Raw genomic sequence first — 11,741 nt, forward strand, 5'->3', positions numbered from 1 at the left:
GCAACTGTCTTTACGACGTGCGAAAACAAAAAGAGAAGGACTCGGAGAAGAGCAGGCAGTTCTGCTCGTTACTTCTGGAGCACCTTCATCAACGCGTCGCCAAGGATTATCGGCTCGCGTGGCGGCAGAAAAGTGAGGCCCGCCGCCTCAGCAAGGTTGGCTATGGTTCCTGCAGCTTGCAAATCAGAGAGTGCTTTGTTGACCTCGACGAGGAGAGTCGGGTCGCTGGCGAGGCCGGCATAGCCGCGATTGACGCCAATCGGATAAAAGTAACCCGAGCCGGTGAGCTTGGTGCCGGGATGTGCTGCGCGGTAGGCATCGAACCGACGCAGATCGAGCAGGGTCGCGTCCAGGTCGCCGCGATCGAGCGTACCCAGCAGATCGTCACGGCCGGGGACCAGATGAGTGATATCATCGATCAGCCGTCCGTTACCGAACGTCATCAAAATCGCATCGGCAAGACTTCCGCTTTCAATTCCGATGCGAAGCCCGGCGACATCGCCGACATCGGCAATGTGGCGGTCGCGCGCTTTCGGTCCAAGGACAATCGTCAACGGTGAATAGATGTAGGGTTGGCTCGGTGCGAGCACGCCGAGCTCTACGCGGCGCCGATGATCGGGGCCGGTGGCTCCCTCGAAATCAGGCAGCTTCGCCGTCTTGACGCCCGGCACAACCAGGGAATCCCTTGTCAGAGCATAACTGCCGACAAACGAGCAGCGGCCGTCCGAAAGCAACGCATTGGCTTCAAGCGCCGGGCTTGAATCTTCGTCCAGCTTGCTCTCGAACCATTGAATCCTGAGCGGCCGGCCGAGTCGCGCCGCCACAGCTTGCGCCAGGGCGACATCGAATCCGCTATCGGGGATGCCGCGATGATGCATCGACAGCGGAGGCAGATCCTCATCGAGACAAACCTTCAACGTCTCCTCAGCCGCAGACGCCGGCATGACCGAGATCGCCACGAGAAATACCGCTATATGGAGCGCGTTAAGCCAGGTCCTCATGGTTTCCTCTGGCTCGAAATATAGGCCCAAAGGCTCGCTATCTGATCGTCGTTCAAGAGATCGCCCCAAGGTGGCATCTTGCCGTTCTTGCCCTGCTTCACCGTGGTGAAGAAACGCTCCTTGTCGCCCGAAAATTTTCGCAGATCTGGCGTGATGGTCCCGGCATTGAGCATGCCGGGACCATGGCAGTGCGAACATTTCTCCGCGTAATTCGCTTTACCTTTGTCGATCAGCGCCTGATCGGCGCCGGCATCTTGTTGCGCCGTGGCGGGATGTGCCGTGGTCAGCACGCTCGCGGTCATCGCAGCGGCGGCGACATGCGCCGCCGCCCAGTGGAAACGTCCCATGATCACCCGCAAACCACTTATTGGGTTTTTACCGCGAAGACCCACAGTGACCCGCCGGTCGGGACTTTGGCGAGACGTTCATCGCCTGAGAACAGCGAGTAGACGCCGCCATAGCCGCTGGCGACGGCGACATACTGGACGCCGTCCTGCTGCCACGTCACCGGCTGCCCCTCGATGCCCGAGCCGGTCTGGAACTGCCATAGCTTCTTGCCGTCGTTCGCGTCGAACGCCTCGAACTCACCGGTCAGCTGGCCGGAGAACACGACTCCGCCGGCGGTCGACAACACGCCCGAGAAGCGCGGGATGTCGCTTGGCACTTCCCATTTTGCCTTACCGGTCAAGGGATCGATGGCCGTGAGATGACCACGCGGCCCGTCACCCCACTCCCACAGATCCGTCAGATCCATGCCGAGATACCACTCGCCGGCCTTGTACGTTGCAGGCTCCGTCTTGTAGTGGCCGCCGAAAGCCAGGGTATTGGCATAGGCAAGACCGGTCTGCGGATTGAACGACATCGGCTCCCAGTTCTTGCCGCCGAGGATTGAAGGAAACACCGTGACCTTCTTTCCTTCGCGTGCATCCTTGGTGACGTCTGTCTCGATCGGTCTTCCGGTCTTCATGTCGATGCCGGTCGCCCAATTGACCTTCACATAGGGATTTGCGGCGAGCAGCTTCCCGTTGGTCCGGTCGAGCACATAGAAGAAGCCGTTGCGATTGGCGTCCATCAGGACCTTGGTCGGCTTGCCCTCGACGTTGAGATCGGCGAGCACCATTTCCGCGACCGAGTCATAATCGAACGGATTGTTCGGCGAGAACTGGTAGTGCCATTTGATCTTGCCGGTCTTCGGCTCCAGCGCGAGCACCGAGCAGGTATACAGATTGTCGCCCGGGCGCACGGCAGCGTTGAATGGCCCGGGATTACCGATGCCCCAATAAACCGTATTCAGATCGGGATCGTAGGAGCCGGTGATCCAGGTCGATCCACCACCAAGCTTCCAGGTGTCGCCCTTCCAGGTGTCGCCGCCGGGCTCATCGGGCGTGGGAATCGAATAGGTGCGCCACAGATGCTTGCCGGTTTCCGGCTCCCATCCGTCGATGAAACCGCGGGTACCGAATTCCGCTCCGGAGATGCCGGTCAGGACGACGCCGTCGGCGACCAGCGGCGCTACCGTCATCGAATAGCCTTCCTTGATGTCAGCCGCCTTCTGACGCCAGAGTTCCTTGCCGCTCTTGGCATCGAGTGCGATGACATTGGCGTCGAGCGTGGTGCGGAAGAGCTTGCCTTCGTAAATCGCCGCGCCGCGATTGATGATACCGCAACATACGATGCGTGGCGTTTCCGCGGGATATTCGACCTTGGTCTTCCAGACCTGCTTTCCGGTCTTTACGTCGACGGCGATCGTGGCATTGTTGGTCGTGATGTAGATGACACCCTGATAAACGATCGGCTGCGACTCTTCGCTGCGGTCATCAGCGAGGCTGTAGTTCCAGACGGGAACAAGATTCTTGGCGTTGTCTTTGTTGATCTGCGTCAACGGGCTGAACCGCTGCAGATTGTAGCCCATTCCGTAATTGAGGACGTTCGATGTATCGGTCGCGCCCTTGACCAATTGATCGGTCGTTTGAGCGCACGCACCATACGGAACGAGAATCGCAAGGCCAGCGGCCAGCGCGATACCTTTCATGGCTTCCCTCCCAAATGAATTTCTTTGCGCGCCTATTTGTTGACGCTACTGCTAACAATCTTCCCGAAACACGAAAGCGTCAACACGAAAGTACGAAGCATCCCGCGCCGCGGCTGCCGAGCGAGTTGCATAAATTTAGTTCCATGCAGGCGTTGGCTGTGATCGAAGGTTCTGCCGGCGCCGCGAGCCTTTGCCGATCAAAGTTACGGCGGATGTTCCGGCACATCTTGCAATCCCCCCTTCGAAGGCGCGCTTGATGGGATACGCTTTTGGTATACAGCGGCTGCGGCTAATTCGAGCAGCCCGATAAAATCATCCAATTCGCCGATGATTAAGGGACCTGCGCAACCAAATTAAGATCGCTGCCTTGGACAAAAAAATCATGAAAACCTTTGGTGTTCACTGCCGCTGGCACGGTCGGCACCCGCACGCGGCCTTAACATTGCTGCGACGCACTATTCGCGAATTGCTAAAGACGCTGCGACGCCATCCGCGTTTTACATGCTGGAATCTACAGGACTTTACGCCCGAGACCGGTGACCCCAAGCCTTGTCACGCACGCCTCTGCGTACAGCAGCCTTCGCAAACGCCTGCGTTTGGCGTTTTCTCCTTGTAAAACTTGCCGGATGACGTCAGATTTGAATGGAACCGGTGCGCTTTTAAGATGCCGGTCGATATCAACGACAACGGTTGGGGCGAGAAACATGAATAGATTTTCTATTGTATGCGCCGCATTGCTCGGCGTGTCCGGCTACCTCGCAGGGCCTTCCAGCGCGCAGGAAACCAAACAGGAAAACAAGTCGACGTTGGGCACGGCGATGGTTGCGCCGGTTACTCAGGCGCAACTCAACGCCGCCGACAAGAATGCCAAGGATTTTCTGCTGACCAACGGCAATTATGCGCAGACGCGCTTTTATCCGGCCAAGCAGATCGACCGGGACAATGTCAAGAACCTGCACGTTGCCTGGATCTTCCAGACCGACGTCAAGGAATCGCTGGAGACGTCACCGATCGTGTTCGATGGCGTCATGTATGTGACGACGTCGTTCAGCCACGTCTATGCGCTTGACGCCAAAACCGGCCAGCAACTCTGGCATTACAATCACAAGATGGGGCTGGTAACGACCTACTGCTGCGGCCCCAACAATCGTGGCGTCCAGGTTCTCGGTGACCTCGTCTACGTGGCCACGCTTGATGCCAAGCTTGTCGCGCTGAATGCAAAAACCGGCGACGTCGTTTGGACCACCGACATCGCCGATCCCGAGCTCGGATACAGCGAAACCATGGCGCCGACCGTCATCAAGGACAAGGTTCTGATCGGAACCAACGGCGGCGAATATGGCATCCGGGGCTTCCTGAAGGCCTATGATGCGAAGACCGGCAAGCTGATCTGGACGTTCAACACCATCCCGGAGAATTCCGTCGGCGTTTGGGCGACTAAAGACGCTACCGGCCGCGATATGCATCGCGACATCCAGGCCGAGAAGGATCAACTCGCCAAAACCGGCGACCCCTTCGCAAAGCTTGGCGGCGGCGTGTGGCAGAATCCTTCCGTCGATCTGGCAACCAACCGGATTTATTTTGTCGTCGGCAATCCGTCGCCCGATCTCGACGGGTCAACCCGTCCCGGTGACAATCTCTATACCGACTCGCTGGTCTCGCTCGATCTCGATACCGGAAAATACGTTTGTCACTTTCAGTATATCGCCCACGACCTGTGGGACCTCGATGCGGTAAGTCCGACGGTGCTGGTGGATGTGAAGGGCAAGGATGGCAAGACTGTCCCGGGTGTGATCCATGCCGGCAAGACCGGTCACATCTATGTTCACGATCGCAAGGATTGCAGCCTGATCCGCTTCTCCGAGGCCATGGTCCCGCAGGAGAACATGTGGGTGCTTCCCACCAAAGAAGGCGCACGCATGCTGCCGGGTGCAAATGGCGGAGTCGAATGGTCGCCGATCGCCACCGATCCGGGACAGGGGTTGGCCTATGCCATCAACCTGCATCAGCCCATGACCTATCAAGTCGAGAACTCGCCGTATCCAAACGGCAAGTTGTGGCTTGGCGGCGCCTTCAAGGCGATTCCGGGTGAAAAACAGGCGGGCAACATTACTGCCGTCAACTACAACACTGGCAAGATCAAATGGCAGGTCAAGACGCCGGAGCCGATGATCGGCGGCATTCTGGCCACCGCTGGCGGCCTTGTTTTCACGGGTGAAGGCAACGGTAAGTTCGCGGCCTACAATTCCTCCAACGGCAAGGAACTGTGGAGCTTCCACGCCGGTGCCGGTGTCAATGCGCCTCCCTCCAGCTACATGCTGGGCGGCAAGCAATATGTCGTGGTCGGCGCGGGCGGCAATACCCAGGTTGACTTTCACCGCGGCAACAACATTATCGCCTTCACCCTCAATTGAACGCAGAGGCGATCATCGAACAGCGAAGCGGGACCGGTTACGGTCCCGTTTCTTTTGATGGTCTGATGGAATCAAACGAATGACCGGCAAGTTCAATTTTGACCTTTTTGGCGCCGTCGCACTGACGGCTGTATTGGTCGTCAGCACAACGTCGCTGCACGCACAAAGCATCGAAGAAAAGACCCAGGTTTGCGCCGGCTGCCATGGCGTGGACGGCAAACCGGCCGACAAGACAATTCCCGTCATTTGGGGGCAACAAGCGGGTTACATTTATATCGAGCTGCGCGATTTCAAGCGGGGCGACCGCAAGAGCGACATCATGCAACCGATCGCTTCATCCATGGAGCGCGACGACATGCAGGCTATCGCCGAATATTTCTCGAAAAAGTCCTGGCCTGATCTGGGCCAGCCTCGTGCGTCAAAGGAAATTTCGGACCGGGCTTCGAACGCCAACCGTTCGATAGGCTGCACGGGTTGCCATCTCGATCAATTCCAAGGTGACGGCACCATTCCCCGTCTGGCTGGCCAAAGCAAAGAGTACCTGACAAAAACAATGGGCGACTTCCGCACCCGTGCGCGCGGCAACAATCCCGGCATGTCCGACTTGATGATTGCCACGGCGCCCGACGATCTGGCGGCGCTGTCGGAATATCTGTCAGGTCTCTGAACGTCTTTAGAGCATGGTCCGGACCCGAAGGGCCGGCTCAGCGCCAAGTGAGAACCGGCTTTCCCTTGCGACAACCGCGAAGCGTTTGCGCGGAGATCATGATCTAATGCGGCATCAAGCGTTCACGCAGCGACGACAGCACCGTAAGGTCCGCGGCGCGTTTCCCGGCCTTGTCCTTGAGCGACGGGTCGGCGCCATGCGAGAGCAACAAATTGGCAATTTCGGCGTGGCCGCCTTCGGCTGCGATCATCAAAGGCGTACGGCCTCGCGCATCCCGGTCGTCGGTCCGGGCACCGGAATCCAGCAAATATGAGACGACCTCTATCGCTTGCGCCTCGGGGATACCCTCATCCGGGCCCGATGCCCACATCAGCAGGGTAAGATCGTTGGCATAGCGCGCGTTGATGTCGGTATTGCCAGCCAGCAACTGCTTGACGATATCAAGCCGGCCACTGGCCGCCGCATAGACGGCCGGCGGCTTACCAGTATCGTCAGGCATGCGTCCATCGGCCCCTTGCGCCAGCAGCGTTTTGACAATCGAGTCCCTGCCGGCATAAGCGGCTGCTGCAACCGGAGAAACTCCGCTCGGTCCCCTCAGATTGACGTCGGCGCCGCGCTCGATCAGCCGTTGCACGACTGAGCCATGGCCGCCTTCGGCAGCATAATAAAGCGCCGTCGCACCGGCGAGGTTACGCGCATTGATCGGCGCGCCGCGCGCGAGCAGAAGGTCCACCATTTCAAGATGGCCGGACTTCGCGGCATGGCTGAGCGGCCGGGCACCCATCCGGTCGCGGGCGTCGAGCGACGCACCCTGGTCGAGCAATTGAGTCGCGAGGTCGGTACAATTGCCATCGGCGGCGGAAAACAGCGTCAACGACACTTCAATCGCCGTGATTTGCGGTTTTCTGATTTCAAATTTGTGGCCCAATTCCCGGCAACGCTCGGAATCCGCCGCGTGAGCGATGGATGCTGTACCCAGCAAGGCGACGACAGCCGACCATAGAAAAACAGCGTGACGGTACAAGATGATCTCCTCCCAGGGCACGCTTCTTCGTTACGATGAGAATGCCACGCCGACCATCCTTTGCCAACAAAGCACCGTTTCAACGCCAATCTAACGACAGGCATTGTTGGCTGCCACAGGAATGGCCAGGAACGTAATTGTGCCGGGATCGAACGTCACCATGCCGGCAGCCACTGGCTCGCTTGCGATATTCGGCAATTCATCGCCCACATTCAGCCTAAGCGTGCTGCCGTTGAGCTTAACATCGCTGTCGCCCAAGCCCGTTGCCCCCAGACTGTAGCGCTCCGCCGCTGTCGAAAGCACCAGCGCGTGTGACGCATTGCGATCGGTGTTGATGACCAGTAACGACACCCCACCGGGTGCGCCCCTCAGACAATGCGCATAGACATGCAGGCTCGATTGAAACGATACAGCTGAGGCCAGCACGATCGTTCCCATCAGCCGGCGCCACAACAACGCGCCCCAATAGTTCGGCCGGGGTTGCAGCGACTTCTCGTCGATCAGCCCGTAATCGCTTGCCGCCAGCGTGTTGTGCATCACGACTTGAACGCCGGCCCGTGCCAGCCGCCCGAGTTGATCAAGATAGCGGAACGTGTCCAGAAAGGTTGCGGCCCAGGGATTTCCACCGCAAGCCGCATCCGCCGTTTCCGTGAGCCAGATCGGCTTGCCGGGTTCGAACCGATCGCGAAGCGCTCGATAAAAAGACAACACGTGATCGGTCCCGGAGAGCCAATCTTCTGATAGCGTCGTCTCCGGCACGCTCTTACCGCCGCATCGCTCCGACACCGTCTTGTAGTAATGGTAGGAAAGTGCATCCAGGTCGTGCCCGGACGCAGCGAGAAAATCTGACGCGGCCGGGGTCGCGCCGACAGCTCCGGGACCGAGGATCATGGTATCGGGACTTGCCCGTTTCATGAACGAATAAAACAGTTTGAAATCCCGTCCGTAAGCGGCTGCATCATATCCTGCGGGCGCACCGCCCATCGCCGCGAGATTTGGTTCGTTCATGAATTCCGCAGCCGCGATCTTTCCTCCGATCGAATGCGTATAGGCGAGCAAGCGCTGCGCCTGGTCTGGTGTCCAGACGCCCGTTGCGTCGCGGTTTCCCGCACCGATGGCGAACGACATCACGATCTGTGCATTCACCGATTGCGAGAACCTGACGACATGCAGCCATTGCTCGCGACTTAGAACTGCCTTGAAGCCGGGCGGCGAAAGCGAAGGCGGTTCATCCGAATCTGCAAAATAGGTGGTATTGGCCCAGGTGCCGCTGACCCGAACATAGGCAGGCCCCAAGGCGGCCGCGAGCATTCGCAATCGCGTATTGGTTAGATCGATCGGCGGCCGATATCGGAACAAATGAGCGTCCATGCCTTCCGGCGTGTTCGATCCGGGGTGCGGCGGCGTGGGCTCGGCATCCGGCCTTGACCGATAGGGTCTCCAAAATCTTCCGCCGGTGATTTCGACCATTTCGATGTTGTAGGACTGGAATCGTTCATCGATCGTGCCGACCCGCGGCAAGTTTGCGGGGTCGATGCGCGGCGGATCGGCGAAGGTAGCGGAAAAGGCGGGAACAGCCAGCCATACGGACGCGATGCAGCCGCAAAGCGCTGCGGCGATACGATGGGACACGCGGAAACCTCCCCGGCTTCGGATGAGCAGTGCGCCGTCGGCGACGCGAGCTGAATTCGTTGCCACGCAGTTTCGGTAAACGATATCATTGAATGCCCGAATTTGATTTGCGACCGACAGATCATATCGAATAATCTGCGGCAGGCCTGCTCCCGTGCGACCTTCCCGCCATCTACCGTGGCGGCGGGTCGCGAAGCAGGAAAGCGATTGCAAATCCACAAGGAGACGCGGCGTGTTTTTATCGATGCGTGATTTTGCGTTATGCCTTGTGGCTGCGGCGGCCGCGTATGGGCCGCAGTCGGCCCTTGCGCTAGACCCTCGTTATCCGGACTGGCCTTGCCAGCAATTGAAGGTGCCCGAGATTTCGATCGCAAGCGTCTGGACCGGTCCCTCGATAGAGCCGATCGACTCAACAAAGCCGACTGACGCGAAAGAAGCAGAACTCGTAGCCCGTCTGGCTGCACGCCGCACGCCAATCGAGGAAGCCAAGAAACTCATCGCGGACTTCGTGGTCGGAACCCAGGAGGAAAAGCAGGAAAAGGCGAAGACCTTGTTCGCCGGATTATATTCGACACTCAATGGACAGCGCGATGAGGTAATGAATGGGATCGAACGCTTCTCACGCAAGCAGAAGGCCATGGCCGGGGACATCCGCGAGGAAGCCCAGAAATTGCGAGACCTGCAGGACAAGGCAACCGATCAAGCGCAGAGCGAGGAACTCAGCAACCGGCTTGCGTGGCAAACTCGCATTTTCGAGGATCGGCGGAAATCGACATCCTATGTCTGTGACGTGCCGGTCCTGATCGAGAAACGGCTGTTCGATTTGGGAACCGCGATCCAGAACGCCATGAACGACGACTCGCCCAAGAAATAAGTTAAATGAAGTTTTCAAAACGCCCTTCAGCCGCGACGAATTGATTTATTCATCCGGACGCGGTTCCGGCGTGGCATCTTGCAGCGGCAGACCCGCGGCAAGCCAACCATCGGTCCCTTCGGGATACCACGCCACGTTCGGATAGCCGAGTGAGCGCGCACGCTTGGCGGCATTCCACGACATCCAGCAATCCGCCAGACAATACAAAACCAGCAGTCTGTCGTGATCGCCATTGGCCGCTTTCTCGAGGCCTCGCGAGAAATAGCCGGCCATGCTGGGCGCGAGTTCGCCATATCCGGTGTCGGGCAGCCAGATGCTGCCGGGAATATTGGATCGCGGCTTGTCGCGCCAAAGCGTTCCTTCAGGTAGATTCTTTGGCCGCGGTGGCCGCGGCAGCACATCGACAAAGGATGCCGAATGGCTGCGCCAGATCTTTTCGGCTTCTTCCGTTCCAACGACGCGGGCGCCGCGCAACGTGGCGGGCGTCGGCGCCCGATAATTTTCGAGGCGATAGCCTTCCGGCTCAGGCACCTCCCCCGCTCGAGCCTCAGCGGCAAATACGATCGCCACAAGCGCGAAACAGAGGGCGGCCCTGATCATGGCCGCTTCGAAAGCGTCTCGGCGGTGATCGGGACGTTGGACTCGTCCAGGATCGGGATGTTGTAACTGATCAGGAGCTTGTTGATCTCCGCCTGGTTTTCCGTGATCAGCCGATTGAGCGTGCGCTTCCATTCCTGGTCCGCCGGACGCACCGCCATACCAATACGGTAGGTCATTTGTGGACCCGTCGTTTCCTTCAGCAGCGGCACGACGCTCAGCGGAGGGTTCGCCTGCTTGGCGTAATAGCCCGCCATCGGCCCCCACAAGATGCCGACGTCAATATCGCCCTTGGCGAGGTCGTCGATCATGGCCTGGGCGGAAGAGTCTGCGCGGGTGTCGATGAAAAGCGGGTAAGATTTAGCATGGGCCAAAAGCCCGTTCATCGCCATATTCGTGCTCGGCGGTGTTTTCGCGACAATCCCGATCCGCTTGTCCTTCAATTTTGGATCGCTGATCGTGGTCACATCCTCAAGACCGCTTCCGGGCTTGAAGATCAGCGCATAGGTGGTTCGATAATAGGGAATCGTCACCTGCGCCTGTTCGTCGCCTTGCGGGAATCCGATGATCACGTCGCAGCGGAACGAGCCCAACGTCATCCGGACGAAGCCGGTCGCTTGCGGGAAGTAGGTGTAGCTGAGTTTCTTGCCGAGCTTGGCGGCAAACAATTCGGCAAGCTTGTTTTCGAAACCCTCGCCCTTCTCGTCGGAGAACGGCAGGTTGCGCGGATCGCCACAGGCACGAAACACGTTGGGATCGACGAGTTCGAGTGAACCAGTGTCGCCGTTGGCTTGGGCGTAAGCTTCGACGGACGGCGTGACGGCAAAACCGCACGCCAGCACCCCCGCCAAGGCTGCCATGATGATCCGCCCTCGGACATGAAGTCCTGGCGTTTCCAGTTTTTCAATGCGCTCCAAAGTCATTTGATACCTGTGCAACTGGTCTCGGCCTCCTTGGCCGCCTCCGGCTTGTCTTCGTGCGTGGGCGGCCGGCCGCCCGGGATGGCGTTGTTGGCGCGTGCGCGCAGATACACGTAGATGTCGTCGATGTAGCACATCACATTGACGTTGGTGGCAAACGACGGCATGACCTTGTCGTTGGCGGCATCGACATGCTTGCGGCCGTTGGTGACGACATTGACGAAATCGGTGTAGCTCAGCGTCTTCAATGACTCGGCCAGCGCCGGCGCGTAGCTCGATCCCTCGCCATTGGGGCCATGGCAAACATGGCAGTCCGAATGGTAGCGGCGAAAGCCGGAGAACGTGTACCAGTCGACCATCCCGTCTGCGCTTATTTTATAGGTCGGGTTGCCGTCCTTGTCGGCGTATTTGCCGTTATCGGACGAAGCGACGGCCGGATCACCCGACCCGTCGGCGAATGCAGCACTACTTGCAGAAACGCCCAAGAACACCACGAGCGCGAACTTCCAGCGATTGATCTTCACGTAAGACTGTCCTCATGCAACGTTGAAACAAAATCGGCGCGCAGCACGATTGCAGC

General features: G+C 58.8%; 11 protein-coding genes. 3 read left to right on the forward strand and 8 right to left on the reverse strand.

Annotated features, from left to right (window positions below; all coding sequences use genetic code 11):
• Positions 1-68: 68 nt before the first annotated feature.
• Genes BLV09_RS14485 through BLV09_RS14495 form a run of 3 tightly spaced genes read right to left on the reverse strand, consistent with a single transcriptional unit; the run spans position 69 to position 3,033 of the window.
• Positions 69-1,001 carry a substrate-binding periplasmic protein gene (locus BLV09_RS14485; RefSeq protein WP_146687810.1) on the reverse strand — a complete coding sequence of 311 codons (933 nt, stop codon included), beginning with the start codon at positions 999-1,001 and terminating at the stop codon, positions 69-71.
• Complete coding sequence (locus BLV09_RS14490) at positions 998-1,348, reverse strand: c-type cytochrome (protein WP_146687811.1); 351 nt, start codon at positions 1,346-1,348, stop codon at positions 998-1,000. Before BLV09_RS14490 ends, BLV09_RS14485 begins: the two co-directional genes overlap by 4 nt.
• A 17-nt stretch (positions 1,349-1,365) precedes the next feature.
• Complete coding sequence (locus tag BLV09_RS14495) at positions 1,366-3,033, reverse strand: methanol/ethanol family PQQ-dependent dehydrogenase (RefSeq protein ID WP_100380413.1); 1,668 nt, start codon at positions 3,031-3,033, stop codon at positions 1,366-1,368.
• Between the two features lie 704 nt (positions 3,034-3,737).
• On the opposite strand from BLV09_RS14495, the gene BLV09_RS14500 reads away from it, so the two are divergent.
• Both BLV09_RS14500 and BLV09_RS14505 read left to right on the forward strand, forming a co-directional pair.
• Positions 3,738-5,447, forward strand: coding sequence for a pyrroloquinoline quinone-dependent dehydrogenase (locus BLV09_RS14500; RefSeq protein ID WP_146687812.1), 1,710 nt, complete (start codon positions 3,738-3,740; stop codon positions 5,445-5,447).
• A gap of 79 nt (positions 5,448-5,526) precedes the next feature.
• Positions 5,527-6,114: a c-type cytochrome gene (locus BLV09_RS14505; RefSeq protein ID WP_146687813.1), complete on the forward strand. Its 588-nt coding sequence runs from the start codon at positions 5,527-5,529 to the stop codon at positions 6,112-6,114.
• A 103-nt stretch (positions 6,115-6,217) separates the two neighbouring features.
• Here the strand turns inward: BLV09_RS14505 and BLV09_RS14510 are convergent, their stop codons facing one another.
• Entirely contained in the window at positions 6,218-7,138 is a 921-nt protein-coding gene (locus BLV09_RS14510) for an ankyrin repeat domain-containing protein (protein WP_167558727.1), read from the reverse strand.
• A 90-nt stretch (positions 7,139-7,228) separates the two neighbouring features.
• On the reverse strand, positions 7,229-8,770 hold the full coding sequence (locus BLV09_RS14515; RefSeq protein ID WP_244549088.1) for a hypothetical protein: 1,542 nt from the start codon (positions 8,768-8,770) through the stop codon (positions 7,229-7,231).
• 232 nt (positions 8,771-9,002) lie between these two features.
• Here BLV09_RS14515 and BLV09_RS14520 point away from each other — a divergent pair, with 232 nt between their 5' ends.
• Positions 9,003-9,644 (forward strand): hypothetical protein, encoded by a 642-nt coding sequence (locus BLV09_RS14520; protein WP_349536756.1) that lies wholly within the window; start codon positions 9,003-9,005, stop codon positions 9,642-9,644.
• Between the two features lie 45 nt (positions 9,645-9,689).
• On the opposite strand, the gene BLV09_RS14525 is transcribed toward BLV09_RS14520, so the two are convergent.
• Genes BLV09_RS14525 through BLV09_RS14535 form a run of 3 tightly spaced genes read right to left on the reverse strand, consistent with a single transcriptional unit; the run spans position 9,690 to position 11,679 of the window.
• The gene (locus tag BLV09_RS14525) at positions 9,690-10,244 is read right to left on the reverse strand and encodes a PQQ-dependent catabolism-associated CXXCW motif protein (RefSeq protein WP_146687815.1); all 555 of its coding nucleotides are present in this window, start codon (positions 10,242-10,244) and stop codon (positions 9,690-9,692) included.
• Entirely contained in the window at positions 10,241-11,101 is an 861-nt protein-coding gene (locus BLV09_RS14530; protein WP_146687816.1) for a substrate-binding domain-containing protein, read from the reverse strand. Before BLV09_RS14530 ends, BLV09_RS14525 begins: the two co-directional genes overlap by 4 nt.
• A 59-nt stretch (positions 11,102-11,160) precedes the next feature.
• The gene (locus tag BLV09_RS14535) at positions 11,161-11,679 is read right to left on the reverse strand and encodes a c-type cytochrome, methanol metabolism-related (RefSeq protein ID WP_244549157.1); all 519 of its coding nucleotides are present in this window, start codon (positions 11,677-11,679) and stop codon (positions 11,161-11,163) included.
• Positions 11,680-11,741: the final 62 nt, after the last annotated feature.

Origin of the sequence: Bradyrhizobium canariense (assembly GCF_900105125.1) — a bacterium.
Lineage (GTDB): Bacteria > Pseudomonadota > Alphaproteobacteria > Rhizobiales > Xanthobacteraceae > Bradyrhizobium > Bradyrhizobium canariense_A.

Coding starts and splice junctions, on each gene's coding strand:
- BLV09_RS14485 (WP_146687810.1), bottom strand. CDS start 1,001: ATGAGGACCTGGCTTAACGCGCTCCATATAGCGGTATTTCTCGTGGCG.
- BLV09_RS14490 (WP_146687811.1), bottom strand. CDS start 1,348: ATGGGACGTTTCCACTGGGCGGCGGCGCATGTCGCCGCCGCTGCGATG.
- BLV09_RS14495 (WP_100380413.1), bottom strand. CDS start 3,033: ATGAAAGGTATCGCGCTGGCCGCTGGCCTTGCGATTCTCGTTCCGTAT.
- BLV09_RS14500 (WP_146687812.1), top strand. CDS start 3,738: ATGAATAGATTTTCTATTGTATGCGCCGCATTGCTCGGCGTGTCCGGC.
- BLV09_RS14505 (WP_146687813.1), top strand. CDS start 5,527: ATGACCGGCAAGTTCAATTTTGACCTTTTTGGCGCCGTCGCACTGACG.
- BLV09_RS14525 (WP_146687815.1), bottom strand. CDS start 10,244: ATGATCAGGGCCGCCCTCTGTTTCGCGCTTGTGGCGATCGTATTTGCC.
- BLV09_RS14530 (WP_146687816.1), bottom strand. CDS start 11,101: ATGGCAGCCTTGGCGGGGGTGCTGGCGTGCGGTTTTGCCGTCACGCCG.